Annotated in this window: 24 protein-coding genes; 13 read left to right on the top strand and 11 right to left on the bottom strand. The window is 62.7% G+C overall.

Annotated features, from left to right (window positions below; genetic code table 11):
• Nucleotides 1-7: 7 nt before the first annotated feature.
• Nucleotides 8-904, top strand: a complete 897-nt coding sequence (locus tag KCX59_RS21045) for an SDR family oxidoreductase (RefSeq protein ID WP_178993769.1) — start codon at nucleotides 8-10, stop codon at nucleotides 902-904.
• A 107-nt stretch (nucleotides 905-1,011) separates the two neighbouring features.
• Nucleotides 1,012-1,272, top strand: coding sequence for a DUF6458 family protein (locus tag KCX59_RS21040; protein ID WP_091463835.1), 261 nt, complete (start codon nucleotides 1,012-1,014; stop codon nucleotides 1,270-1,272).
• A 92-nt stretch (nucleotides 1,273-1,364) separates the two neighbouring features.
• Here the strand turns inward: KCX59_RS21040 and KCX59_RS21035 are convergent, their stop codons facing one another.
• The 3 genes from KCX59_RS21035 to KCX59_RS21025 all read right to left on the bottom strand — a co-directional run bounded on the left by KCX59_RS21035 (nucleotide 1,365) and on the right by KCX59_RS21025 (nucleotide 4,766).
• The gene (locus KCX59_RS21035) at nucleotides 1,365-2,162 is read right to left on the bottom strand and encodes a ZIP family metal transporter (RefSeq protein ID WP_179016778.1); all 798 of its coding nucleotides are present in this window, start codon (nucleotides 2,160-2,162) and stop codon (nucleotides 1,365-1,367) included.
• A 102-nt stretch (nucleotides 2,163-2,264) separates the two neighbouring features.
• The gene (locus KCX59_RS21030) at nucleotides 2,265-3,170 is read right to left on the bottom strand and encodes a carbon-nitrogen hydrolase family protein (protein ID WP_179016779.1); all 906 of its coding nucleotides are present in this window, start codon (nucleotides 3,168-3,170) and stop codon (nucleotides 2,265-2,267) included.
• Complete coding sequence (locus KCX59_RS21025) at nucleotides 3,171-4,766, bottom strand: APC family permease (RefSeq protein ID WP_179016780.1); 1,596 nt, start codon at nucleotides 4,764-4,766, stop codon at nucleotides 3,171-3,173.
• 133 nt (nucleotides 4,767-4,899) lie between these two features.
• On the opposite strand from KCX59_RS21025, the gene KCX59_RS21020 reads away from it, so the two are divergent.
• Together KCX59_RS21020 and KCX59_RS21015 are read left to right on the top strand one after the other, a co-directional pair.
• A complete protein-coding gene (locus KCX59_RS21020; RefSeq protein WP_178993763.1) occupies nucleotides 4,900-5,544 on the top strand; it encodes a TetR family transcriptional regulator in 645 nt (214 codons plus the stop codon).
• Between the two features lie 17 nt (nucleotides 5,545-5,561).
• Nucleotides 5,562-5,846, top strand: coding sequence for a hypothetical protein (locus tag KCX59_RS21015; protein WP_091463824.1), 285 nt, complete (start codon nucleotides 5,562-5,564; stop codon nucleotides 5,844-5,846).
• Between the two features lie 46 nt (nucleotides 5,847-5,892).
• Here the strand turns inward: KCX59_RS21015 and KCX59_RS21010 are convergent, their stop codons facing one another.
• Nucleotides 5,893-7,113, bottom strand: coding sequence for an MFS transporter (locus tag KCX59_RS21010; RefSeq protein WP_218648891.1), 1,221 nt, complete (start codon nucleotides 7,111-7,113; stop codon nucleotides 5,893-5,895).
• 101 nt (nucleotides 7,114-7,214) lie between these two features.
• Here KCX59_RS21010 and KCX59_RS21005 point away from each other — a divergent pair, with 101 nt between their 5' ends.
• On the top strand, nucleotides 7,215-7,784 hold the full coding sequence (locus KCX59_RS21005; protein ID WP_179016781.1) for a TetR/AcrR family transcriptional regulator: 570 nt from the start codon (nucleotides 7,215-7,217) through the stop codon (nucleotides 7,782-7,784).
• A gap of 25 nt (nucleotides 7,785-7,809) precedes the next feature.
• On the opposite strand, the gene KCX59_RS21000 is transcribed toward KCX59_RS21005, so the two are convergent.
• The 4 genes from KCX59_RS21000 to KCX59_RS20985 all read right to left on the bottom strand — a co-directional run bounded on the left by KCX59_RS21000 (nucleotide 7,810) and on the right by KCX59_RS20985 (nucleotide 12,804).
• Entirely contained in the window at nucleotides 7,810-8,403 is a 594-nt protein-coding gene (locus KCX59_RS21000) for a histidine phosphatase family protein (protein ID WP_179016782.1), read from the bottom strand.
• 110 nt (nucleotides 8,404-8,513) lie between these two features.
• Nucleotides 8,514-10,142 (bottom strand): amidohydrolase, encoded by a 1,629-nt coding sequence (locus KCX59_RS20995; RefSeq protein ID WP_179016783.1) that lies wholly within the window; start codon nucleotides 10,140-10,142, stop codon nucleotides 8,514-8,516.
• Nucleotides 10,139-11,362, bottom strand: coding sequence for a serine hydrolase domain-containing protein (locus KCX59_RS20990; RefSeq protein WP_179016784.1), 1,224 nt, complete (start codon nucleotides 11,360-11,362; stop codon nucleotides 10,139-10,141). Before KCX59_RS20990 ends, KCX59_RS20995 begins: the two co-directional genes overlap by 4 nt.
• Nucleotides 11,359-12,804 carry a purine-cytosine permease family protein gene (locus tag KCX59_RS20985; RefSeq protein ID WP_179016785.1) on the bottom strand — a complete coding sequence of 482 codons (1,446 nt, stop codon included), beginning with the start codon at nucleotides 12,802-12,804 and terminating at the stop codon, nucleotides 11,359-11,361. The genes KCX59_RS20990 and KCX59_RS20985 overlap by 4 nt, the downstream gene beginning before the upstream one ends.
• A 127-nt stretch (nucleotides 12,805-12,931) precedes the next feature.
• On the opposite strand from KCX59_RS20985, the gene KCX59_RS20980 reads away from it, so the two are divergent.
• Entirely contained in the window at nucleotides 12,932-13,573 is a 642-nt protein-coding gene (locus KCX59_RS20980; protein ID WP_179016786.1) for a TetR/AcrR family transcriptional regulator, read from the top strand.
• A 154-nt stretch (nucleotides 13,574-13,727) separates the two neighbouring features.
• On the top strand, nucleotides 13,728-15,197 hold the full coding sequence (locus tag KCX59_RS20975; RefSeq protein ID WP_306294640.1) for a serine/threonine-protein kinase: 1,470 nt from the start codon (nucleotides 13,728-13,730) through the stop codon (nucleotides 15,195-15,197).
• Between the two features lie 80 nt (nucleotides 15,198-15,277).
• On the opposite strand, the gene KCX59_RS20970 is transcribed toward KCX59_RS20975, so the two are convergent.
• Nucleotides 15,278-16,756, bottom strand: coding sequence for a polysaccharide deacetylase family protein (locus KCX59_RS20970; protein WP_256871338.1), 1,479 nt, complete (start codon nucleotides 16,754-16,756; stop codon nucleotides 15,278-15,280).
• A gap of 86 nt (nucleotides 16,757-16,842) precedes the next feature.
• Complete coding sequence (locus tag KCX59_RS20965) at nucleotides 16,843-18,072, bottom strand: GAF domain-containing sensor histidine kinase (protein ID WP_178993749.1); 1,230 nt, start codon at nucleotides 18,070-18,072, stop codon at nucleotides 16,843-16,845.
• A 78-nt stretch (nucleotides 18,073-18,150) separates the two neighbouring features.
• Here KCX59_RS20965 and KCX59_RS20960 point away from each other — a divergent pair, with 78 nt between their 5' ends.
• On the top strand, nucleotides 18,151-19,566 hold the full coding sequence (locus KCX59_RS20960) for an MFS transporter (protein WP_179016788.1): 1,416 nt from the start codon (nucleotides 18,151-18,153) through the stop codon (nucleotides 19,564-19,566).
• 22 nt (nucleotides 19,567-19,588) lie between these two features.
• Here KCX59_RS20960 and KCX59_RS20955 read toward each other — a convergent pair whose 3' ends face one another.
• Complete coding sequence (locus KCX59_RS20955) at nucleotides 19,589-20,227, bottom strand: isochorismatase family protein (protein WP_178993745.1); 639 nt, start codon at nucleotides 20,225-20,227, stop codon at nucleotides 19,589-19,591.
• Between the two features lie 135 nt (nucleotides 20,228-20,362).
• Between KCX59_RS20955 and KCX59_RS20950 the strand changes: the two genes are divergently transcribed.
• The 5 genes from KCX59_RS20950 to KCX59_RS20930 all read left to right on the top strand — a co-directional run bounded on the left by KCX59_RS20950 (nucleotide 20,363) and on the right by KCX59_RS20930 (nucleotide 23,754).
• On the top strand, nucleotides 20,363-21,304 hold the full coding sequence (locus KCX59_RS20950; protein ID WP_179016790.1) for a GlxA family transcriptional regulator: 942 nt from the start codon (nucleotides 20,363-20,365) through the stop codon (nucleotides 21,302-21,304).
• A 160-nt stretch (nucleotides 21,305-21,464) separates the two neighbouring features.
• On the top strand, nucleotides 21,465-21,872 hold the full coding sequence (locus KCX59_RS20945) for a DUF7793 family protein (RefSeq protein WP_179016792.1): 408 nt from the start codon (nucleotides 21,465-21,467) through the stop codon (nucleotides 21,870-21,872).
• Nucleotides 21,873-21,923: 51 nt separating this feature from the next.
• Nucleotides 21,924-22,421, top strand: coding sequence for a hypothetical protein (locus tag KCX59_RS20940; RefSeq protein ID WP_091463803.1), 498 nt, complete (start codon nucleotides 21,924-21,926; stop codon nucleotides 22,419-22,421).
• Between the two features lie 208 nt (nucleotides 22,422-22,629).
• Nucleotides 22,630-22,833, top strand: coding sequence for a hypothetical protein (locus KCX59_RS20935; protein ID WP_179016793.1), 204 nt, complete (start codon nucleotides 22,630-22,632; stop codon nucleotides 22,831-22,833).
• A gap of 117 nt (nucleotides 22,834-22,950) precedes the next feature.
• Nucleotides 22,951-23,754: a DUF1206 domain-containing protein gene (locus KCX59_RS20930; protein ID WP_256871340.1), complete on the top strand. Its 804-nt coding sequence runs from the start codon at nucleotides 22,951-22,953 to the stop codon at nucleotides 23,752-23,754.
• Nucleotides 23,755-23,813 lie beyond the last annotated feature (59 nt).

The raw sequence follows: 23,813 nt of genomic DNA, 5'->3' as shown, positions 1-23,813 counted from the left end.
AGAAACAGTGGCCGAAGACCTGCCTGTCCTTGTTGTTGGCGCCACTGGTTTCTTGGGTGCACAAGTGGTGGACGAACTGCTCAAGCGCGGAAAGAAAGTTCGGGCCCTGGTCCGGCCCAAGTCCAATGCCGCCAAGCTTGAGGCCAAGGGTGTTGAGATCGCCCGCGGAGACATGTTGGACGCCGCCTCTTTGATCACCGCAATGACCGGCGTTTCCGCGGCAATATCGACGGCGGCTGGATATACGCGGAATGACAAGAACGCCAAGGCCATCGACACCTTCGGCAACAGCAATCTGGCCGTCGCGGCCAAACACGCCGGAGTGCCGCGTTTTGTGTTGATCAGTATCGTCACCAGCGATCAAACTCCCCAGATTCCCCATTTCTGGAACAAGAAGCTGGCCGAGGACAAATTCGAGGAGCTCGGCGTTCCCTTTGTGGCCCTCCGGCCAGGCGCCTTCTTTGACCAGGCGGTAGGTATGGGTGGTGATCCCTTCGCTAAGGGCCGCTTCGTCTGGCTCGGTTCCAAAGATGCCAGGCTCACATTCGTCCTGGCCAGCGATGTTGCCGCCTATCTTGCGGAGGCGGTTGACGCGAACATTGTTGAGGGAGAGCGCATCGATATCGGCTGGAGTCGGCCCTTGAGTATCCACGAAGCCGCGGAAATTGCCGGACGCCGGGCCGGCAAGCAGATCAAGGTGATGTCCATACCCGCCGGTGCCATCGCTGGACTCGGCAAGGTGACTGCGAAAATCCTTCCGTTGGTGGGCGATATGGCAAGCATGGTGGCGTGGTTCGAGACCGGGAAATACGTTGCGGACGTCACCCGCCAGGAGCAGGTCTTCGGCCCCGCGCCGACCCCCGAGGATGCCATCGCCAGAGTGGCGGCACGCTACGGCCACTGACAATGGCACCGGGTTGATGCTGGTCGGCGAGGTGGAACGTAAGTATCCTGATGATACGGATTCGGCTGCAGGCCCTGACTGCGTCGAAAAAACATGAGGAGCACGTTATGAGAATTGGTTCTTCCATCGCCCTGATTGCCATCGGAGCTATTCTGGCTTTCGCGCTCGCCCCAGGAATCATCCCCTTCCTTGACCAGGTCCTGGTCGGCTACATTCTGATCGGGGTCGGCATCGTCGGTCTCATCATTTCCATCGCCATGTCCAATCGGACCCGTCGCACAGTCGTTGAGCGCCGCGGCGATCCCCACACCGTTGTTGAGCGCCGCGATGAACCCCACACGATTGTCGAGCGGCGCCCCGAGGTCTAGCAACTGCAAGCTGCAGAAGAAGCGCACGACGGCGGATACTCGCCGTCGTGCGCTTTCTTTCGTCAGTGCCTCTGAGGTTAAAGCCCAGCGGCTCAGGCGAGCGAGAGGGTGAACGACAAAACAAATCCTGCTGCCGTACTCAGCGCAACGGCCGGGCCGCCGTGTTCGTAGGCCTCTGGCATAAGAGTGTCCGCTAGCGACGCGATCACGGCGCCCGCTGCAAATGCCAAGGGGAGGGAGATCGTCTCGGGCTGGGCTGAGGAGAGCGGCCCCGCTCCGAGGACGACGGCGGCAACCAGCAACACAGCGCATACGCTCCAGAGCAGCATGATCCGCCCAGCCTTGCGGCCCTGGCTGCGCATGGACGAAGCTCCCACCAAGGCCTCGGGCAGGTTGGAAACGAAGATGGCCGCCAGCAGTGCCAGGCCGCCGGATCCCTCTCCCAGGGAGATGCCCAAGGCGACATTCTCCGGCACGCCGTCCAAGGTGACCGCAGCCAAGAGGGCCATGCCGGCGGCGCCTCGTGTTGAGGCGGAGGTGGCGGCTTTATCGGACGCGGCGGCGTCGGTGTCCAGCTTGGGGCTGCCCTGTATTTCGTCCGCGGCTTTGGATTTCGAGGTTCTCCCGGGTTGGGCCCAGCGGTCCAACAGGGCGCTCAACGCCGTGAACACGATGGCCCCGGCAAGGAGCCCCACGGCAGCGCGCACGATTCCGCCTTGTTCGTACGCGTCCTCGAACAGTTCGAAGGCCAAAGCCGTGATGAGTGAGCCGGCCGCGAAGGACAGCAGGATGGCCAGGAGCCGTTTTGGCAGTTCGAAACGCACGCCGATGATTGCGCCTATGACCAGGGCGCTGGAGGCAATCAATCCGAACCATAGTGATGCCATCACAACGCCAGTATAGAAGTAAGTAACCTGATCTTCTCTACGGCGAGGAAAAAACGTTCGACGGCGGCAGCTCGCCGTCGAACGCTTCTCAGGTTGGGCGTGTGGTCAGGCCCGTCGAGTGCCGCTGCCCTGCCGTGCTGAAGCGGAACCGCCACTCCACTCCGGCGATTGGAAGTGAGCTCCGCCGAACATCGGGAAGCGCAGCAGGCCTTCCTGGTCCCGGAGCTGGGCCCAAGGGCGGTTGATGCCGTGAGTTCCATAGCGGCGGAGCTGGGTGACGCGGTCCAAGTCCAGGACGGCGAACAGGATCTCCTCACCGCCCCGGGCGTGCTGCATGATGGTGCCCTCGGGGTCGACGATGACGCTCTCGCCCACGCCGGAGGGGGATGCTCCGTTGACGTTCACCACGTACACCTGGTTGGCGAAGGCGTTGGCCTGGGACATGACGATTTCCATGGCCCGGTCCCGCGTGGTGGTGAGTGTGGGCTGGATGATGACCTCTGCGCCGAGCCATGCCAATTGGCGGGCGACTTCGGGGAAGCTGCCGTCGAAGCAGATGGCCAGGCCGATGCGTCCACAGCCGGGGATGTCGAAGGTGACGAAGGAATCGCCGGGAGTGGTGGTTTCGAACGGTCGCCACGGGAAGAGCTTCCTGTAGCGCGCCACAATTTCTCCTTGCGGGGAGACAGCAATGGCGGTGTTGTACGTGTTCCCATTGTCCGTTTCCAGCAGTGAGCCGGGCACAAGCCACACGTTAAGCCTGCGGGCCAGCGCGGAGATGCGGTGGGTGAGTGGGCTCGGGATGGGCGCGGCGGAACGGGTTTCGCCGTCGGGGTCCGGGAGCAGGAACTCGCCCGGCGCGGAAAGCAGCAGTTCCGGAACCACGATGACGTCCACATCCGGGCCCAGCTTCTTGGCTGATTCGGCTTGGGCCTCGAACCGGGCCCACGTGGCCTCGAGGTCATTGGGGACGGGGTTGGTTTGAATGGCTGCGATGGACAGGATGCGCATTTATGCCTCGGTTTCGTTGTGATGAGTGTCGTTGCTGAGGATGGACGGAAGTTGGTGGCGGGTGGTGATGTTTCCGCGGGGGATGGATTCGCCTGAGAAGAAACGGCGCAGCCGGGTCCTCAGGATCGCGGTGACCAGCAGGCCCAGGATCAGCGCACCGATGCCTATCCAGAACACAGATCCGATGCCCAGCCACGACAGCCCGACGTACTCGGGGGACAGCATGTCGACGGCGCTGTATGCGAACGCTCCGATCATGAGGAGTGCTCCGAGGCCGGGAAGGATGCCCTTCAGGATCAGCGCCGATGCAGAGGTGCGCATCAGCGGTGCGAAGTACACCACCGAGGCCAAGGCTGTCGCGGCGTAATAGGCCGCTATCATCAGGCCCACCGAAAGGATACCCAGCCCGATGAAGTCCGGGCTGATTGCCGTCAACCCCAACGTTATGGCCATGGTGATGATTGCCCACCAGGCGATGGAGGTGGTAGGCGTTCCCCTCTTGGGATGCATCTTCGTGGTCGACTTGGGCAGCGCGCCGTACGTGCCCATGCTGAGCCAGGTCCGCGGCGTGCTGACAGCAACAGTCATCAGTGCTGCCAAAGCCGAAAGTCCCACCGCCAGGATGATGACCTGGCCAAACACTTCTCCGGTCGCCTGCGGTCCGAGGACTGAAAGGACATCCGAGACGGTTTCCGGGTTGGTGATGCTTGCAGTTCCGGCGTATCCGACGGCGGCCGTAGCGGTCACTACATAGAAGAACAGGAGGATGACCGTGGTGATGACTACTGCCTTACCGGGCGTTCCCTTGCGGTCCGTGGTTTCCTCGTTCACGGCGATCAGTGCATCCCAGCCCCAGTAGATGAACAGGCACAGGATGACGCCGGACACGAGGCCGGACATGTCGCCTGATGCAAAGGGGTTGAACCATTCCAGGCCCGGCTTTTCGGCGCCGTCTGTGGCGTTGCCCGTGGCCATGGCCGTGAAGGCGGCGACACAGAATCCGCCCAGTGCCACGAGCTGGAGGCCAATCAGTGCGTACTGTACCCAGGCGGAGAGTTCGATTCCCCTCGCTGCGATCCATGCACTCAAGGCGATCAGCCCGCATGCGATGGCAGCTACGGCGATCGGTTCCGCGGCGATCCAGGCCAGACCAAAAAAGTTGAGCAGATAAGTGGTGGCCACTTGGGCGAGTGCGGCGCTCGCAATGAAGGTGGCCACTTGTGGCACCCATCCGCCAAGGAACCAGCCAGCGGTGGGCCCGAAAACGCGGGTGATCCAGACGAACACTCCACCGCAGTCGGGCATTTCCTTGTTGAGGTCCCTGAACGCGAGGGCGGTAAACAGGATGGGGACGAAGCCCAGCAGGAACGCGGCAGGGGTGCTCGCTCCCACGGCAAGGACCACGAAGCCGAGCGTCACGGCCAGGCTATAGGCCGGAGCGACGGCGGCCAGCCCGAGGGCCACGGTGGGTCCGATGCCGATGGAGCCTGCTTTCAGGCCCTTGGACGTTGGCTCGCTTGGTGCCGGGTTCTTTGATGGTGCGTCTTTTGGGGTTGGGTCGCTTGCGAGTGGGGTGGGGGACGGGGGATGTGACACGGAGACTCCTCGTTGAATCAGTAAGTCGTATCTGGAATCAGTAATTTGAATCACATTCAAATTTGAATGCCATTCAATACCGGTCTAGAGTCAATGTCAACAGGAATCTTCAAGCGTCCACGGGGGAGCGGCAGTGGCCAAGGTAGATAAGAAGGACATTCGGCGGCAGGAAATCGTTGCGGCAGCACAGGCCGTGGCAGCCCGCGACGGCGCTGAGGGCGCCACGCTCCGCGCCATTGCCGCCGAGGCAGGCATGGCCGCCAACGCAGTGCTCTACTACTTCGGCAGCCATGCCGACATCATCGCTGCCGCCGTGCAGGCTTCCTCCGGCAGGTTCCTGGAGAAGCTCGCCGAAGCCGCTGACCTGAACATGACTCCCACCGCCAGGCTCGCCGCCGTCATCTGCGCCGGCACTACTGCAGGACTGGACGACGACGTCTCCCGGATTCTGTACGAGTACTGGCCCCACATGCTCCGCGACGCCGAACAACGCCGGATCCAGGAAGAGCTCACCAGCGCACAGGAACGCGTCTACCGGGAAATCATCGACGCCGGAACCAGCTCAGGTGAGTTCTCTCCGCTGCTGGATCCAGCCAAAATTGCCCGGACCCTTGTTGCCCAGGAAGACGGCCTTGTCATGGATGTGCTCGCCGGGAGTGCCACCAGCGAGTATGTGCTTGATTTGGTGGGAAACCTTGCAGCCGCCCTTCTTGGGCTCAAGGCAGAGGCCCTGCTTCAGCTCATCGCTGTCCGGGGCGGGTCAGTTCCTGCTAGCTAACGGCGTAGGCTGCTGCCATGGAGAAGTCATTCGACATTGAACTGGTCAATCAGAACGAGTACTTGGTGCGTTGGGCATCGGAAGGGCAGAACGGTGAATCCCTGGTTCACACCAACCCGGACTTCCTTGCCGAGGTGGGCCTGGGCGGCTTCGACGAGCAGCTGATTGTCGAAGAAACCACCAACTACCTGGCAGAACACCAGCCCGTGATCGACTTCCCGCAAACGGTTGACCTGGAAGAGATTGCCGCAGCCTACGCGGACTATGCTGAGCAGCTGAAAGCGCGGCTCGAAGAGCGGTAGTTGGCTTGTTTGAGGTGCCTGTTTGTCAGGTGTGCGCGAGAAGCCATCAAGCGTCTACGCTCACCAACACAGGTTTCTCCGCCGCTTCCCTGCGAAGGCGCACCGCCTGAATCACCACACCCGCTGCAGCGAACGCCAAGAGGGTCGCCGCGTAGGCCTGCAATGTCAGGATGATTCCCCACGTGGGAACCAGTAAGCCGGCAATGACAACCGGGATGCTGAACGCGAGGTACGCCGCGATGTAAATGCCGGCAAATACCCCCGCGCGTTGCTGCGGTTCAACCAAGGGTGCGATCAACCGAAGCTGACCGCCGAAAGATCCACCAAAACCAACGCCTCCAAGCACTGCGCCAATCCAGATTGCAGGCAACCAGGATGCGCTGATCCCGACCAGGACCACAATGATTCCAGCGAGTATCAGGGATACTCCTGCCAGTGTGCTGTGACGGGCGGGATGCCGGGTGAAATAGAAGCCTGCCAGTGCCGCGGTGAACGGCCCCAGGAAAGCCGTGAAGCCCGCAACCAGCCCGCCCTCCAGTCCGAATTGGACTCTAAGCAATGCTGGTGAGAGCCCAAGAAACAGTGCCGGGAACATCCAACCCGCGATGTGGACCGGCAGGCCGGCGCCGAACTCCCGACGGATTGAAGCCGGCAATCCCAGCCGTGGGGCAAGCGATCGAAACGCTCCTGGCCTGGGTGTGACTGTTTCTTCCGTGAGGCTCACGTATACGACCGCGATGACCATGACCACGGCAAGGATGGCGAAGATCAGCGTATTTGCGTCAGATGTGAATTGAACTGCGGCTCCGGTCACGAGCGCCCCAACGCCAAGGCCGCCGGCTACGGATGCACCCGCAAGCCCTCCGGCAAGCTTCTTGCGGTGAGGGGGTGCGTGTTCGGCGATGGCGGCATTGAAGGCGCTGGTTGCCAGCCCCGTGGCGAGACCCTGGAGTGCTCGAGCAGCGATCACCCAGGAGATGCTGGGGGCAAAGATGAAAACGGCCATGGAAAGGAGTTCGCCGTAGAGGGCCAGGAGCATGACCGGGCGGCGCCCCAAATGGTCCGATAATGACCCTCCGATGAGGAGTGCTGCCAGCAAGCCGATCGCGTAGATGGAGAAGGCGATGCTCAGCGTGGCGGCCGAAAAGCCCCACTCCTGTTGGCGAAGGGAGAGCAGGGGTGTGGGCGCTCCGGCTGCAAAAAAGAACGCTGCGAACACCGCGGCGAGCCCGATGAATGTCGACTTGGAGGGGGTGGAACGAGGCAAGGGAAGGCTCCTTGAGCAGAGTGGTCTTTCAGCTTTAGTTAGACAGGTCTGTTCAATAAAGTCAAAAAAATTTAGACAGATCTGTCTGATATGCTGCTGCTATGTCCCCTGCCAAGGTTCCCGCACGTCAGCGACTCCTCGAGGCTGCAGACCGATTGTTCTACTCCGAGGGCGTCCATACGGTGGGGATTGACAGGGTCATCGAAGAAGCGGGGGTCGCCAAGGGCTCCTTGTTCTATAACTTTTCCGGCAAAGACGATCTCATCGCCGCCTACCTGGCGGGACGCGACCACCGCCGACGCGATCGAATTGCCAAATTCCAGCATGGCTTGGATGACCCCGTCCACAAGCTCCTGGCCATCTTTGAGGCCCTCGGGGAAGCCGTTGCCGAGCCGGGCTACAAAGGCTGCCCGTTTGCCAACGCAAATGCCGAAGCCCGCCCCGGGAGCGTTGAGTCCGCCGCACTGCGCACATTCCGTGACTGGATGGCCAACGCCATGTTGTCCTTATGCGAAGACGCGGGCTACGCCCATCCGGGGGACGTATCCGCGCGGCTTTGCCTGCTGTATGACGGCGCAGTCGCCGGTTCCAACCTCGACGCGCAACCTCAGGCCGTTGGCATTGCCAAGGAACTGGCCTCAATGGTGCTGGAAACGGCGCCGCGACGCTGAACGCCGCCGCGCTGGTTACCTGAGATCAGGCCTCGACGTCGGCCGTGACGCGCTCGCCGTTGAAGTACTCCAGTCGCCAGCCGTCAGTGACGTGGTGATGGGCCAGGTTGAGCACTGCATTCTGCACGCTGTCCAAAGTGCGCCCGATAGCCCGGCTCAACGTCAGCCGGATCAAAGTACCGTGCGCCACCACCAAGACGCGCTTGCCGGCAAACTCCCCGGCCAGCTCTTCCAGGGCGGCCATGCCACGGTCAGCCGCTGCCGCGTCGGATTCGCCTCCGCGAAAACCTCCCGGAATGCGGAGTGCCTCCAGTTCGGGGCCGGCCTGCAGCCCTTCGGCGGGTCCGAAGCTGCGTTCCGTCAGCTCGGGAACCAGCCGCGCAACCTTCAGGCCTAGTCCTTCGGCGATGATCTCCGCAGTTTCGGCGGCACGGCCCAGCGGCGAGGACACCACTGCGTCCCACGGCTGGTCCGACAGGAAGGCGACGGCGTCGCGCGCCTGGCCGCGGCCGACGTCGTTAAGCGGGATGTCAGTGGACCCCTGCAACCGGCGTTCCGCGTTCCAATCGGTCTGGCCATGGCGGACGAGGGCGAAAGTTGTGAGGGTCATGCTTTCCATTGTGCCTTGCGGGTGCGCCGGCCCGCAGTTTCCTGCGTCACGTACGACCGTTACGTCACGTAAAGAAGCGCCCGACGGCGGGAGGCCGCCGTCGGGCGCTTTGCTTGTGGCTAGTGCTTCTCGGCCTGGTCCATTTCGAACACCGTCCGCCCGCCCACCACCGTCTGCAGGACCTTCGCTTCCAGCAACGAGGCCGGGCTCCTGGACGCAAGCACATCGGTGTCCAGGACCACGAAGTCCGCGTACAGGCCAGCAGCCAGCCGACCAATTTGGTGCTCCGCCCCGCACGTCCACGCGGAATCGCGCGTTGCATGTTCGATCGACTCGGCGAGGGGCAGGGCGAAGCCGGGGACATTGGTTCCAGTGGAAGCGTCCAAGGCCGAAGCCCGGGTGGTGGCTACGTACATGTTCGGCAAGGGCGCGTGCGGGGACGTGGGGGAGTCCGTGCCGAAGGCCAGCCGTGCTCCCGCCGCAGTAATCCATGGCCACGGGAAGCCGCGCTCCACGCGGTCATCACCCAATTTGGCTGCCCAGTTTTCGCTGATGGCAGGATCGGCGTGGACCGGTTGCATGCTGGCGGTGATGCCCAGTGCGGCGAGGCGATCGACGTCGGCCCTGTCCACCAACTCGAGATGCTCGATGCGGTGGCGGCGTTCGCGGGGCCCGTTCTCTGCCACGGCGTGTTCCACAGCTCCGATGGCGATCCGCACCGATTCGTCGCCGATGGCATGCATGGCAACCTTCAAACCGGCGGCATCGGCAGCGGCAACCACTGGCGCGAGTTCCTCCAGGCTCCAGATCGGTTCCGCGTTCGAACCATCGGCGTACGGCATTCCGAGGGTAGCCGTGCACCCGTCGATGGTGCCGTCAATGATGACCTTGATTCCCACCACGCGAAGGAACGGCGATTCATGCTCGACGGCGAGCGCCGCCGCCCGCTGGACCTGGGCGATGTTTTCCTCCGTCGATCCAGCGTTGTTGACGCGCCAGTAGGCGATGAGCCGGCTGGTTAGTGTGCCGTCTTTGTCGGCACGCTTAAAACCTTCGAGGTCAGTCTCGTTGAACCCCATATCGCACGCGGTGGTCACTCCGGTCTCGCGGTAGGCCTGCTGGACGGCGGCGATGCTGGCCTCGTGCTCCTCCTTGCCTACTTGGGCATCGAGGTAGGGGAGCACCATGTCGTAGAACGCGTTCTCGTCGATGTAGCCGGTGGCGTGGCCGTCTGCGTCGCGCTTGATGGTGCCGCCGTGCGGGTCCTTCGTGTGGTCGTCAATCCCCAGTTCAGCCAGCGCCGCCGAGTTCACCCACACGGAGTGGAAGTCGTAGGCGAAGGCGTAGACCGGCTTGTCCTGGACCACGGCATCGAGCATGGCAGCGTCGGGGACACCGCCGGGAATTGCGCCATGCAGCCAGCCGGTGGCAAGGATCCGCTCAGCATGGGGGCGGTCGGTTGCCCTTGCCCTGATTCGTTGCTGGATCTCCTCCACTGACTTGGCACCCCACAGGCTGACCTGCCCCAAGGCTTCGCCAGTACCGACTACGTGGGCATGACCGTCGACGAAGCCGGGGACAACCAAGCGACCCTCGAGATCAATCCGCTCGGCGTCCGGTCGAAGGCGTTCCGCGGTGTCGGTGTCCCCGACGTAGAGGATGCGCTCGCCTTGAACGAGCAGCGCTTCAGCCCAGCGGCGGGTATCGGAGGTGAAGATGCGGGCATTGGTGTAGAGCTGGGTGGTCACGCTGCGTTTTCCTTGCTTTCCGGGGCTGTTGCTTCTGCTGGGACTTCTCGTGTTGCTAGTGGCTCATCCAGGGAACGGCTGACATCGAGGAGCAGTTGGTTCTGAAGCCCGTGCAGTTGTTCGCTGTCCGGTTCCGGCCAGGTGGACATCTTCACGATCACGGTATCGGTGGCGGGGTCGAGCCAGAGGTATTGGCCGTAGATACCTATCCCGGTGACATTGCCGCGCTCATTACCGGTGCACCACCACTGCCGGGTGTACGAGCCGTGGGGGTGAAGGGCGGTGAAGGAGGAGTCGGCCATGGCTTCGGGGTCTCCGCCCGCGAGGATGCTGCCGGCCCACCCCTTGGAGACCACCCGGCCTGACGGACCTACGCCGCCGTCGAGCATTAACCGGCCCACCCTCGCGAGGTCGCGGGCGGTGCAGGAGACCCCGCCGTTCGCGAAGCCGAACCCGGCGGAATCGACGGTGATGGTGGCGTCCCGATCTGCATCGAGCTTGGACCACAGGTACTTGGAGAGTGCGTCCGAATACCGGAGCCCGGTCACGCGCTCGATGATCCATGCCAGCACGTCCGTGTTCGCGGAGCAGTACTGGAACGTGCCCGCAGTGCCGTTGCCCGTGAGGGCTGTGAGGAAGGCGTACGTGTCCTCCGGGTCGCCGGCTTGCCGGGTGCGCCAGCCTGAGGAGCGATCATGCGTCTGGACTTCTGAGGCCGGATCCAGGTAAGCCTCGCTGTAATTGAGGTGGAGAGCCATATCGAGGACGTGCTGCACGGTCGGTCCGTCATACGCCGATCCTGCGAGTTCGGGAACGTAGTCACACACTCGGGCGGACGTCACGATGTCCCCTGAGTCCACCAAAGCCCCCACCACTAAGCCGCACATGGATTTGGAAACGCTCATGACCAGGTGGAGATCGTCCGGAGCGAAGCCGGGGCGGTAGTACTCCGCGATCACCTCGTTGCGCTGTAGGACCAGGAAAGCGTCTGTGTACGTCTCCTCCAGCCGTTGCCTTAGGCGGGGAACGGCCAAGGAGCTCAAGCGCTCAGTAGCCCCAGCCGGGGCGGCCGGGAAACGGCGGGTGACTGACGCCGTCGGCAGCAATTCGCCCAGGTGCGCGAAGGTCCAGCGGTTGTGCGGTCCCTCCTGCCAGGTGTCGAGGGTTGGCTGCTCGGCGGCGCCGGTGTAGCGGGCGGGGTGCGGTCCGGTGGTGGTCATGCGTGGGCTCCTTCGATGGAGGGGACTGCGGTAGGGCGGCGTTTCGCGGCCAGGCGCGTCAGGACGATGTACACCCCGGCAGTAACCACCATGGACACCGGAACCGAGAGATCCACGTAGCCCATGGCCGCTGCGATGGGGCCTGTCCACACGGCGCTGGTGAGGAAAAGGGATGCCAGAGCCGCGCCAACGACGATGGCGAGCAGCCCGGGGACGTGCCAGCCGCCGGAGTACCAGAAGGGGCTGCCGGGCTTTTCGTTAAAGAGGTCTTGTCCGCGGTAGCGGTTGCGGCGGGCAATGACGTCCGTGGCAAAGACCGTCATGGTGGGTCCGGATATGAGGACCAGCACCTGCAGCATCAGGTTGACGGCGTCCAGGAGGCTCGTGGACATCACCAGATAGATAGTCAGCGCAGTGCCGATCGCTCCAACTACCACTGCCGACGGGATGCGTCGGATGGGAACGCCGATGGACTGGAATGCCATGCTGGCCGTGTATGTGGTCATGCCGTTGAGCGAGATGGTGTTGATGATGACGCCCACCACGAAGACGGGTCCGAGCCAAGCCGGGAGCAGGGCGAGGAGCGCCGATTCGATGCCAAGATCCATCGCTGCGGCATCAATTCCCGTGGCGAGCAGCGCACCTACTGCTGTGAAGAACATGGAGGGCAGGGCGCCCCCAAACGCTGTGGCAGCGATGATGTGCGAACGCTTGGTGGACTTCGGGAGGTAGCGGGCCAGGTCCGGGCTGTTCGAGTAGGACAGGGGACTGGAGGCGAGGATGGCGAAACCGATGGTCATCGCAGACCACAGTGGCGCACCCTCCAAGGGCGCGGGTGCAGAGTAGCCCCACTGCACATGGGGCAGGACGAACGCCGTAACCAGCAGGAAGATTGCAAGCAACACGGAGGCCACCACGGGGTAGCTGCGCAGGATCAGGCTGTGGCCGAACACCGCCACCAGAACGGTGATCGCGGCAACCAGGACGGTGACGAATACCGGAACCAGGACAGGATCCGTGAAACCAAGCTGTGCCAGGAGTGCAGCGCCCATGAATGAGGATGCGAGCCAGTTCAGGGCCAGGAAGACTGCGGAGATGAACCATCCAAAGAAGGCGACCACAACTCTGTTGCCGCGGATTCCGTAGATGGCGCGGGTGATCACCGAACCTGACGTCCCCGCTGCCGGACCACTGGTGGCGACGATGCCGGTGAGGATCCAAGGGAGGCTTCCGGCGACGATGACAACGAAGGCCTGCCAGAGTTCCATGCCGAGCAGGATCAGGGAGGCGCCCACCGTGAAGTTGAGGACGCTGACGTTTGGGGCCGCCCAGACCGGGAAGAGGTCCCGGGCGCGGCCGTGCCGTTCGGAGGCTTCGATGACTTCGATGCCGCGGGTTTCGGGGTGGGCAAGCGGTTCGGGGTAGCTGACCGGATCGGTCATGTGAGCGTGGGACAACGCTGTTCCTCTCGGGCAAGGTCCGGCTCGCAACGCTGGGAAACCGGTCCATCGACACTATTGGTCGCACGACCAATGAGCTATTGGTCACTAATCCAATAGACTGAACAGCATGGTGTCAAGCCCCGCATCCCAACGCGTCCGAAAGTTACCCGGCGAGCGCCGCGCCGAAATTCTGGTCGAAGCTGCTTCGATTGCCCTGAATGAGGGGCTGGAGCGGATCACCCTCCGCGCCGTAGCTGACCGCCTGGGGGTGCGTCCCGGACTGATCAGCCACTACTACCCGGCCGCCGAGGACCTGGTGATCGCCGCCTTTGTGCGCGCCGTTTCGGAGGAGCGCGAAGAACTGTTTCCCGACGACGGGACTCCCCTTGAGCGAATGGCCCACCTCGTCTCGCGCATCGAGGGGAATGGCGCATTTGAGCTCACCAGGCTGTGGCTCAATGCCCGGCATCTATCCCGCTTCAGTCCGGCTTTGTCCGAGGCATTGCTGGCGCAGGAATACCTGGACAGGACGCGGCTGACCGTCCTTATTGAGGATGGTGTTAGCTCCGGTGACTTCGCGGTGGATGATCCGTTCGCAGCCTGCATCCGGATCTGGGTGGCCATCGACGGCGTGGGCTCCTACGTCAACAACGCCGGATCCTTTGATTACGAGGCGTTCACGCGGTTCGTCACCGACGTCGCTGAGTGGTCGCTGGGCGTTCAGGCGGGCGAACTTCGCGCGGCTGTGGACCGACTGCAAGCCGCCTGACTCTCGCAGTCGCTGAGCCTTCACATTGCCCTTCCCGCGATTTAATCAGTATCCTGATAACTGATCTGGTGAAACCGGATGATGCTGTTTGGGCTCATTGCCTGGGCCGCTCGTGGCTGAAGCAGTCGGTCGCGCGGCCATCGTGAAAGTTTGATTGACGGCATTGCTGGGTGACGCAGGGACACTGGTTCCGTGGCTCCAGGTATGCCTGAAGGACGTGACATTCGTGGGCAACAATGACGAGGCCGTGGACCCCCAACTCCCCGCCTCCAGCGAAACCGCAGGAACAGGCGATGAAGGAATAGACGCCGCTGAAACGCTTGAAGGCCGCTACCGGCTGGGCTCTTTGCTGGGCAGGGGTGCCATGTCTGCCGTCTACCAGGCAACGGACATGCTCCTTGGCCGCGAGGTAGCCATCAAGATTTTCCTGCCCGGTTCAGGCGATGAGTCGTTCCGTGCCCGCCAGGAAAATGAAATGCGGCTTCTGGCCGCCTTTGATCACCCAGGGTTGGTGGCCGCCTTTGACGCCGGCGTCGATACGCGCAACGACGAAGAGCGCGCGTATCTGGTCATGGAACTGGCAGATGGCCGGGATTTGCGCGCCATACTGGCTGACGGACCACTCACTGTTCCCGAGACCGCGCGCATCGGGATCCGGCTCGCCGGGGCCCTGTCCCAGGTTCATGAGCACGGAGTTATCCACCGCGACATCAAGCCGGCCAACATCCTGGTATCCGACGACGACGGCGTGGGACAGTCGGTGAAGCTCGCGGACTTTGGCGTCGCGCTGGTCATGAACGACAACCGCCTCACCGCAACAGGCTTTACAGTGGGGACCGCCCAATACCTCAGCCCGGAACAGGCGCAGGGCCTGGCGCTGACTCCCGCGAGCGACATCTACTCGCTGGGCTTGGTACTCCTCGAATGCCTCACCGGAAAGGCTGAATATCCGGGCACGCCTATTGAGACGGCATCAGCCCGCCTCCACCGCGCACCGCAGGTCCCCTTGGAATTGCCTGGTCCGCTGCGGGAGCTCCTTGAAGCCATGACGGACATGGATCCCGAAAAGCGCCCAACGGCACAACACGTCGAGCAGGCGCTCGGGAATGAAGGGATCCAGTCCGGGCGCAGGACCGCGCTGCTGCCGGCCGTGCCGTCGAGGCCACCACTCCGCACGCCAACCAAGCGGCAGGCCACCGTCACCAGCCTTAGGGACTTCAATAAGCGGCGACCCAGGACCGTTAGGGGTGTGGCCGCAGCAGCGGTAACCATTCCGCTCGCTTTGCTGATCCTCTCCCAGGGGCTCACGCCCACGGGCAACACAACTGACCCCTCCCACCCCGCGGACACCGGGGTTTCCCAGGCTGAGCCGCAGCCGACGACGCCGGTGGTGCCCGCCCTTCCTGTTGCGCCGGCGACTGCCGAAGCCGTGCCTGCCGAAGCCGTGCCCGCGGATGACCAGCCCGCTGAGGTGATCAATCTTCAGGAGCCGGCACCTGCACCGGTACAGGCACCGGCGCCAGCACCCGCAGCGGAGCCGGGCACGGATATCGCCAAGGAAAAGAGCGACGGCAAGAGCGAGAAAAAGCCTGAGAAAGCCAAAGGAAACGGGGAGGGCAAGTAGCCCTGCCGAAGTGAATTAGCGCTCGACGGCGACCTGCCGCCGTCGTGCGTTGAGTTCCGCCAGGTCAGCGTTCTTGGCCGTCAGCGTCCGGCAACGCATCCCGGTGCGGTTCCGCGGCACTTGTATGACGCGCCGGGCTTCAGGTCGATGCCCGCGAAAAGCTCCGGGAGCGTGACCAGGTAGAAGCCCTTGCCTTTGAGTTGGGCAATGAGCTCGGACTGGCCGTCCACGGTGGAAGCGTGGACGTCGTGTTGGAGGATGATGGATCCTGGCTTGACCAGGCTCATGATCCGGGGGAGGAACACGGATTTGTTCTTGGATTGCCAATCCATGGAGTCGACGTCCCAGAGGATTTGGGGCAACCCTACAGAAGCGGCCACTGACTTATTGGTTGCTCCGTAAGGTGGCCTCACGTGGGCGGGCACCACTCCCGTTGCTTTCTCGATGGCGTTTTGGGCTCCCTCGACCTCGCTCGCGATGCCCGCCGGAGACAATTTGGTGAGGTACGGGTGGTTCATGGTGTGGTTTGCGATGGTGTGACCCGCAGCTGCCACGGCCTTCGCCACCGCCGGATTGGCCTTGACGTATCCGCCCTGTTGGAAGAACGTGGCGAACACTCTGTGCTTGTCGAGTATCGCCAGAAGGCGCGTGGTTTGGGCATTGGGCCCGTCATCGTAGGTGAGGGCAGCGCAGGCCACCAGGTCGCAGTTGATTGGAGCCAGGCCGCCGGATTCGGGCTGGAGGGCCTTGAACGGAGCCCCGGCAATGACCGCGGTGCGCAACGCCTGTCCTGCAGGAGAAATGACCTCGGCTGTTGCTGCGGCGTTCAATGTCACGGTGACGGAGGTGGGCAAAGCGGCACGTGTTCCGGGGTCTCGATGGATGGTGACGCTGAGATCCCCTGCGGAGGTAAATGCGACAGCGGTAAGCAACTCGGCGTCGGAAACGGAGTCCGTTGGCGGGGCCCGGTCCGGGCCCGGAGCCTGCGTCGGGGACGCCGCACCGATGGCATCTCCGAGTATTGTCCGTAGGGTGCTGGTCATGGCCGGGTTGATCAAGCTGGCACTGCCGGTAACAACGCCAGTGCTGAGGTCCTCGTAGGTGATCTCCTCGCTGCGGGCGGTGCGGACGCCGCCGGCCATGGTTGTTTGCACTAACCTGGATCCAACAACGCTTCCGGTAGCCAGGACAATTTCATGGGTGACCGAAACGCCGTCGGCCAGCAGCGCAGCGGGGGTAGCCGGCAGTGCCGCCGGTTCGTGGCGACCGCCGGCCCGGGCATCGAAGATGCTGAGCAGCCGGGCATCGAGCTGACTATTGAAGGTCTGGGCACCGCTGATGTATTGCCACGTGGCAACGGTGGGCGCTGTGCCGGCTGTGCGCGTGGTCATGTCCACGATTGACGGTTGGAGGGCGATCCTGGACGGGGGCGCCCCGATGACCGCGGTTGGTACTTGCGGTGCCGGCTGGGTGGTCATGGGGACGCAGGCCGCTATGAAGAGCACGATGACTACGAGCGGGATCGTGAACGGTGAGCGGACTGGGGTGGGCCGCTGCATGGTTTCCTCTACCGGAAGTACGAGGTGGTCATGCCTCGAATGATGGCAGGCACAACGCCTAAGACCCCGGAGACACCCCGGAGCGGCTAGAGACCGGCTGGAAAACTAACCGTAACGGTGGTTCCGCCGTCGGGAGTTTCAGCCAGTGTGAGGTCGCCACCGTGGGCTTTCGCGATGCTGCTGCACGTGGCCAGGCCGAGCCCGGAGCCGGGACCGTCGCCTTGCCGACGCAGGCGCACCAACGGTTCCAAAGCCTTGGAACGGTCCTCGGGTTTGATGCCCTTACCGTTGTCCGCCACGAAGATCGTGGCTCCGTGATAGTTGGAAACCCCGCTGATTCTGACACGCAGATCACGGTCGGGACTGCGGTAGTTCATGGCGTTGGAGAGCAGGTTTTGCAACAGAGTGCGGAGCTGTCCGCGGTCGGCGTGAAGCCTGAGGTCCTGGACTTCAACCACGCCGTCATTCTCGATTCCCAGGTCACGGGCAACTTCTTCGGTGACCTCGCGCAGGGACACCTGGGCCGGCTGGATCGCGCCGCCCACCCGGGAGTAGCTCAGCACATCCTCGAGCATTCCGAGCATCCGCCGTCCACTGGAGCCAATTCGGTCCAGGTAGCGCGCGGCGGTGCTGTTCGGTTCTACGTCGGGATCGTCTTCCACCAGTTCCACATAGCCCAGGATGGTGGTGAGGGGAATGCGGAGATCGTGGCTGACCCGGCCGGCGAATGCGGCGAGTTTTGCGTTGCTGTGCCTCAACTCGGCATAGGTGCGGTCAAGCTGTACCGTGCGGTGCTGAAGCTCCAGAAGCTCAACAACCTGCTTGGCCAGGACTTCGAGCATGCTCAGCTGTTCCGGACTCAGCTCATTGGTTTTATCCGAGAAGACGCACAGTGTTCCGGGGACGAATCCCGATTCTGTCTGCAGCGGGACCGATGCATAAAAACGGACGTTCCCGATTTCACCGGTGACAAACGGATTGTCTGCGAATCGCGGATCCTGTGATGCATCGGCAACCACGGTCCTTTCGCGGGAAAGGAACACCTTGGCGCACATGGAATCCTCGCGGGAACAGACTCCGGGGTCCACGCCCCAAGCCCCGATTTGGTGCTGGTATTCCGCGCTGATGATGTTGACCACGCCAAACGGAGCGCCACAAAGCTCCGTTGCCAGCCGCACGAGGTTCTGCAGTGCGCTCATGACGGCGGCATTGGGAAGGAGAGTGGAATCCACTGCCGGGTCCAGGCCATATTCCTGTAATTCCAGATCCCGGCTGATGTCATCGGTGAAGGACAGCTGCCCCTGAACTTCCGTCATGTTGTTACTCCCCCAAGCGTCATTAGCATTCCTTGCCGATACTACCGGGACCGTGGCGGCGGTGGTTTACTGGGACGCATGACCGAGCAGGAACCGGCCTCCGCCGCGTCCACTGAAAGTATCGATCTCTCCCTACGCACTCCCGCGCAAAGATCCCGGACCTTTACCGGGATCCTGGTGAACACCGCCCTCGCGAACATCACTACGAGCTATCTCTGGTTCGCACTGACGTTTTGGGTGTACTTGGAGACACGGAATGTCATCGCCACAGGGGTAATAGGCGGCGCGTACATGCTGCTGATCGCCCTCTCCAGCATCAGTTTCGGAACTTTCGTTGACCGTTACCGCAAATTGGCCGTGATGCGTTTCGCCGCCGCCTTCACCATGGTGATGTTCGTCCTCTCAGGCGTCATGTTCCTGCTGACACCCGAGCAGGCCCTACTGGACCTGACACAGCCATGGTTCTGGATCTTCACCATGATCATCCTGATCGGCGCAGTGGTGGAGAACATGCGAAATATTGCCCTGTCCACCACTGTCACCATCTTGATCGAACCGGATCGGCGGGCCAATGCCAACGGGCTCGTCGGCATGGTGCAGGGGCTCATGTTTATTGTCACCTCGGTCTTGTCCGGGCTATCGGTAGGACTGCTGGGCATGGGGTGGACGGTGGTTGTCGCCTTGGTGCTGACCGCCTTGGCCTTCGGGCACTTGCTCATGCTGCGCCTGCCCGAGGAAGTGCGGGCAGCCGCTTCCGACGCGCAAGGCGGATTCGACTTGCGGGGGTCGTGGGCTGCCGTCATGGCAGTATCCGGCCTTTTTGCGCTGATTCTCTTCTCCACGTTCAACAACTTCATTGGCGGCGTGTACATGGCGTTGATGGACCCGTACGGCCTGGAGATGTTCTCCGTGGAGATGTGGGGAGTTGTCTTCGCCATTGGCGCCACGGGGTTCATTGTTGGAGGTGCGCTGATCGGCAAGTTCGGCCTCGGGTCCAATCCCTTGCGGACCATGCTCATTGCCGTGCTGTTGATGGGGTTCATCGGTGCGGTGTTTACGGTCCGCGAGTGGGCTTGGGTTTACATCGTGGGAATATGGCTCTACATGGCGCTGGTCCCTGTGGTTGAAGCCGCTGAACAGACCGTCATCCAAAAGGTGGTGCCACTACCGCGGCAGGGCAGGGTGTTTGGTTTCGCCATGGCGTTCGAGTCCGCGGCGGCGCCCATCACCGCCTTCCTCATCGCACCAATCGCCCAATTCTGGATCATCCCCTACGCCCGATCCGAGGTAGGGGCGGCCAGCCTTGCCCCCCTGCTGGGCGAAGGGATTTCCCGTGGCATCGCCCTGGTGTTCCTGGCCGCCGGCATCATCATGATCGTTGTCGCCTTGATCGCCTTCCTGACTCCCGTCTACCGCCGCGTATCTGCTTCTTATGCGCAGACAGCGGCGGAAGAACGGGAAAGCCAGGATGCGGAGTCGCCGTCGTCGCATTGATCCAAGCCGGTCAGGAAGCTTTTCAGGACGCTGCCTTTAACGCTGCCCCTGCCATGGCGGAGCTGCCCAGATCGCTCTTTTCCAGCGCCTGCCCGGACTCGACGGCCTTGGCCCAAGCTTCGGTGGGAGCAACGGCGGCCCAGTTGGAATTCAACAACGCCATCAACGTGGTGTGTACGGTCTTGGCGTCCACGGTTCCGGCGTTGTTGCTGAGGTTGATGGCTCCCGTGGCATCCGAGAGTACTTCGGTGGCGAAGCCGAGGAATTCTGCTTCAACGGCCGATGCCAGGATGCAGTTGTTTGCCATGTAACCCACCAAGGTGACGGTGTCGACGTCGTGCTCCCGCAGCCAGGCGGCAACATCCGTGCCAGCGTAGACCGAACCGTACTGCTTGACCACCCTTTTCCATGAACCGGTCCGGCGGGCTTCCACCTCGGGGTGCAGCTCGTATTCCGCTGTTCCCGGGGCGAAGACGGGCGCGCCTTCACCCTCGCTGTGCTGGATGGCTGCGATGGGGATGCCGGCTGCAGTTGCGGCCTCGATGGCCTTGCCGATCATCGGAAGAGACTCTTGGTGCTGCGGGTACTGAATTTCCAGCGGGCCGCTGAAGTACTGCTGCTGGACATCGACAAGGACTAGGGCGCGGCGGGGTGTGCTCATGGTGTTCTCCCGTAGTGGTTGCTGGTGGAGCGACGTTCGGCGGTCTTTTTCATCATTCGTCCATTACCCGCTGGACACCAGTGGCACGAATGCCCATATACGATTGATTTGGGCCAAAGACTAGCGGAGGGCACCATGAGGATCGCGGTGTACGCCTTCAACGGCGTCACGATGTTTCACCTTGCCGTGCCGCAAATGGTGTTCGACGAGGTCTCCCGCCAAGGCTTGGCCGAGTGGAACACCGTCCTGTTCTCTGACCGGGCGGGCCACATCCAAACGGCCGAGGGCTACGTGTTGGGGGAAGTCCAAGGACCCTCGACGGTGGTACACGCAGACGTCGTAGTGGTGCCGTCCTGGTTCGACGACGAACGCGAGCCCGGCGAAGGCCTCAGCAACGTCCTCCGGGAAGCCCATGGCAAGGGCGCAACCATAGTGGGTCTGTGTTTGGGAGCGATCCCCGTTGCCGACGCCGGTCTCCTGAACGGACGATCTGCCGTGACCCACTGGCAAGCCTTTGATTCCCTCTCTGTCCGGCATCCCGACGTCTTCCTCGACCAAACAGTGCTGTATACCGATCACGGCGACGTCCTGACATCTGCGGGCACAGCGTCCGGACTCGATGCGTGCTTGCACGTTGTGAGAGGCCGTTTGGGAGCGGAAGCAGCCAACCAGGTGGCACGAAGCCTGGTCATCGCTCCGCACCGTGAAGGTGGGCAGGCCCAGTACATCGAGCATCCCCTTCCGCCGCGAGCCGAGGGGGATCCGATGGCCCGTTTGCTTGAGTGGACGTTGGGTCGGCTGGGAGAGCCGCTCAGCATTGACCGGCTCGCGGCCCAGGCTCACATGAGCCGGCGAACCTTCGTGCGCGCCTTCCGCGCCTCAACCGGGACCACGCCGTCGGCCTGGATACGCACTCGCCGCCTGGATGCGGCCCGCCGCCTGTTGGAAACCACCGACTTGTCTGTTGACCAGGTTGCGGCCGACTGCGGGTTCGGCAGCGCCGTGACCCTCAGGCAAAACTTTGCCAGCGCCTTTTCCACCTCGCCCACGGACTACCGGCGCCGCTTTACCGCCTGATCTCTTACAGGCCCCGGACCCCAAGCCAAAGATCACTCGTTTCGGGTGAGACAGGGTGAATACTGAGTGGTGCAGGGTGGAGTCAGCCCGTGGCATGCGGGCAGTCCTGCAATCCTGCAATCCTGCAATCCTGCAATCCTGTGGAGATGGAGACGGTTCCATGGCCGAAGCGGACGACGTCGACTACACCCTTCACCTCGAGCCGGACAATGTCTTGTTACTGGCATGGGGCCCGGGCGTCAGTATTGAAGCCGGAAACGCCCGGGCTGCCGTGGACGCTGTCAACGAGTTCGCTGCCGGTAGTCGCTATCCCTTGCTGGTCAGGATGGCCAACGCGAGCCACTTGAGTCGTGCGGCACGTGACGTTTTTATCGAGCCCTGTGCGGCCTCCAGAATCGCGTTGTTGGGTGAAAATCCTGTTGACCGCATACTCGTCGACTACCAACTGGCAGCCCAGCCCGCGCCCTGCCCCACGAGGTTCTTTACCTCCGAAGCCGAGGCAATGACTTGGCTCTTGGAACCGGAGCAGCAGGCTATCGATCCGCACCAGGGCCGTGCAGTTGAGTGAGAACTCCGTGACGCTCCATACCTCCAACAGGAGGTGTGGAATCATCGGCGAATGGACCAATATCTGTGGGTGTTGAAACAAGATCAACTTGATTTGATTCGCGAATTGGAGCCAGCAAGACTTGAGCTCCTCGACGAGGAAGGCCTGCTCCAACTCCATAAACGGGTGCGGAAGGCCCGGAACAAATACACCACGAACTATCGACGCAAAGCGGCAGACGAAGTACTCGAAGCCGGTGGTCGCGGAGCCGCAGCCAACAAGTCGGACAAAGCGCGTGCCCGGGCGCTGGTGTTCGAGGAAGCACTCTCCATCGTGAGCACCGAACTCGCCAGGGTGGCTCACGAGGCGGCAGAAGAACTCAAGGATGAGCGACTGGAACGCGCCGGCGCCGACAAGTCCACCGGGCCGAAGAGCTCCGGAACCGGCACCAAATCCACTACCACTTCCGGCCGGACCCGGTCTCACCAGAAGACCACCGGCGGAGTGAAGCGGGACGCTTCCAGCCGTTCGCAAGGTGCCCAGCGCCAAGCCAAAAAGGACGCCCGCTAAGATCCTTTGCCCCGCCGAGGTGGCACTTAATGACAATCGCGACGCGGAACATTGTCATCAAGTGCCACCTCGGCGGGGCGGACTCGACGCGCCGGGATTGAATCTTGAGGGAATCTTGAGATGACCCGGCGTCCTTCTTGAGGACCCCGTCCGATGGTTGAAACATCAGCCAATCAGCTGACGGGAACTTCCAGGAAGGACCACCGAAATGACTGACCAGATCTCCGCCAAGTCCGTGACTGCCGGCGCCGCCCACACGAAGTCCGAAGCCCTGGCAGGCGCCCCGGACGCCGCGGGCCACGCTGGGGAAACCGTTGGCCAGACCCGTGCAGTGGTGACCGTTCGTGAACAGTTCAACCCCCTTGGTGCGGGTCTTCGGAGCATCTGGCCGCAGTCGGTCGTCGGCTTCTAGGGCGCCAGGCTTTCACTAGGGCAGGCACCTCGTTATTCGGGCGAGTACCTGCCCGACGCCGTTTAAGGGACGATGGAGTTCAGCGCGAAAATAAGGAGGCTTGCCATCAAAGAAGAGATGAGGAAGGCCGCTGATGTGGCCGAGGAAGCCTCGAATTCGCAGGCTTTCGCAGCTGTTGCCCGGGCCGGTTATGCCGTGAGCGGGCTCCTGCACCTGCTCATTGGCGTCATCGCGATCCAACTCGCTGTGGGCCGCGGCGGTGAGGCTGATGTCAGCGGCGCGGTGACCGAGTTGGCCAACAAGCCAGCGGCCCCCCTCTTGCTTTGGGCTTGCTTTGGAGCCTGTGCGGCGTTGGCTCTATGGCAGTTGGGAAATGCCATCCTTGGCTATCGCATCCTCCCTGACAACAAACTGACCAAGCGGTTATCGGCTTTAGGTCAGGCGCTGGTGTTTGCTGCCTTGGCGGCAACCATCATGTCCTTCGTCGTCGGGCGGGGCCAGAACAGCCGGGAGTCCAGCAGCGACTTCACCGTCACTCTTATGAAGGCGCCGTTCGGGGTCTTCCTGCTGGTCGCCATCGGCGCCGGCGTCGCGATTACCGGCATCGTCTTCGCGGTGAGGGGTTTCCGTCGGAAGTTCACCAAGGACCTTGCCCTGTCGTCCAGCCAGGGCGTGCACAAGTTCCAACTCTGGGTTGGCGTGGCGGGCTACATCGCAAAGGGGATCGCCCTCTTCCTGGTGGGGCTGCTGGTGGTCATCGCCGCGGTTCGCGCGCAGCCCGAGCAATCAACGGGCCTCGATGGAAGTTTGAAAGCCTTGAAGGAGCAGCCCTATGGTCCGTACCTGTTGGCTGCCGTTGCACTGGGGCTCATCGCCTACGGGTTGTTCCTGATGGTCAAGGCAAGGACGCTCCGGACCTAATCCTGACTGCGTTTAGGAGATCGCGCGGCGGGGTACAGGGCAAAAGTACCGTGGAGTGA

Origin of the sequence: Paenarthrobacter nitroguajacolicus (genome assembly GCF_051027655.1) — a bacterium.
Classification (GTDB): domain Bacteria; phylum Actinomycetota; class Actinomycetes; order Actinomycetales; family Micrococcaceae; genus Arthrobacter; species Arthrobacter nitroguajacolicus.
This window is presented reverse-complemented; position numbering and strand designations above follow the sequence as displayed.

Bases quoted from the DNA above. Each gene is read 5' to 3' on its own strand.
- KCX59_RS21040 (WP_091463835.1), top strand. From the start codon at position 1,012: ATGAGAATTGGTTCTTCCATCGCCCTGATTGCCATCGGAGCTATTCTG.
- KCX59_RS21030 (WP_179016779.1), bottom strand. From the start codon at position 3,170: ATGCGCATCCTGTCCATCGCAGCCATTCAAACCAACCCCGTCCCCAAT.
- KCX59_RS21015 (WP_091463824.1), top strand. From the start codon at position 5,562: ATGGAGAAGTCATTCGACATTGAACTGGTCAATCAGAACGAGTACTTG.
- KCX59_RS21005 (WP_179016781.1), top strand. From the start codon at position 7,215: ATGTCCCCTGCCAAGGTTCCCGCACGTCAGCGACTCCTCGAGGCTGCA.
- KCX59_RS21000 (WP_179016782.1), bottom strand. From the start codon at position 8,403: ATGGAAAGCATGACCCTCACAACTTTCGCCCTCGTCCGCCATGGCCAG.
- KCX59_RS20990 (WP_179016784.1), bottom strand. From the start codon at position 11,362: ATGACCACCACCGGACCGCACCCCGCCCGCTACACCGGCGCCGCCGAG.
- KCX59_RS20985 (WP_179016785.1), bottom strand. From the start codon at position 12,804: ATGACCGATCCGGTCAGCTACCCCGAACCGCTTGCCCACCCCGAAACC.
- KCX59_RS20980 (WP_179016786.1), top strand. From the start codon at position 12,932: ATGGTGTCAAGCCCCGCATCCCAACGCGTCCGAAAGTTACCCGGCGAG.
- KCX59_RS20970 (WP_256871338.1), bottom strand. From the start codon at position 16,756: ATGCAGCGGCCCACCCCAGTCCGCTCACCGTTCACGATCCCGCTCGTA.
- KCX59_RS20965 (WP_178993749.1), bottom strand. From the start codon at position 18,072: ATGACGGAAGTTCAGGGGCAGCTGTCCTTCACCGATGACATCAGCCGG.
- KCX59_RS20960 (WP_179016788.1), top strand. From the start codon at position 18,151: ATGACCGAGCAGGAACCGGCCTCCGCCGCGTCCACTGAAAGTATCGAT.
- KCX59_RS20955 (WP_178993745.1), bottom strand. From the start codon at position 20,227: ATGAGCACACCCCGCCGCGCCCTAGTCCTTGTCGATGTCCAGCAGCAG.
- KCX59_RS20950 (WP_179016790.1), top strand. From the start codon at position 20,363: ATGAGGATCGCGGTGTACGCCTTCAACGGCGTCACGATGTTTCACCTT.
- KCX59_RS20945 (WP_179016792.1), top strand. From the start codon at position 21,465: ATGGCCGAAGCGGACGACGTCGACTACACCCTTCACCTCGAGCCGGAC.
- KCX59_RS20940 (WP_091463803.1), top strand. From the start codon at position 21,924: ATGGACCAATATCTGTGGGTGTTGAAACAAGATCAACTTGATTTGATT.
- KCX59_RS20935 (WP_179016793.1), top strand. From the start codon at position 22,630: ATGACTGACCAGATCTCCGCCAAGTCCGTGACTGCCGGCGCCGCCCAC.
- KCX59_RS20930 (WP_256871340.1), top strand. From the start codon at position 22,951: ATGAGGAAGGCCGCTGATGTGGCCGAGGAAGCCTCGAATTCGCAGGCT.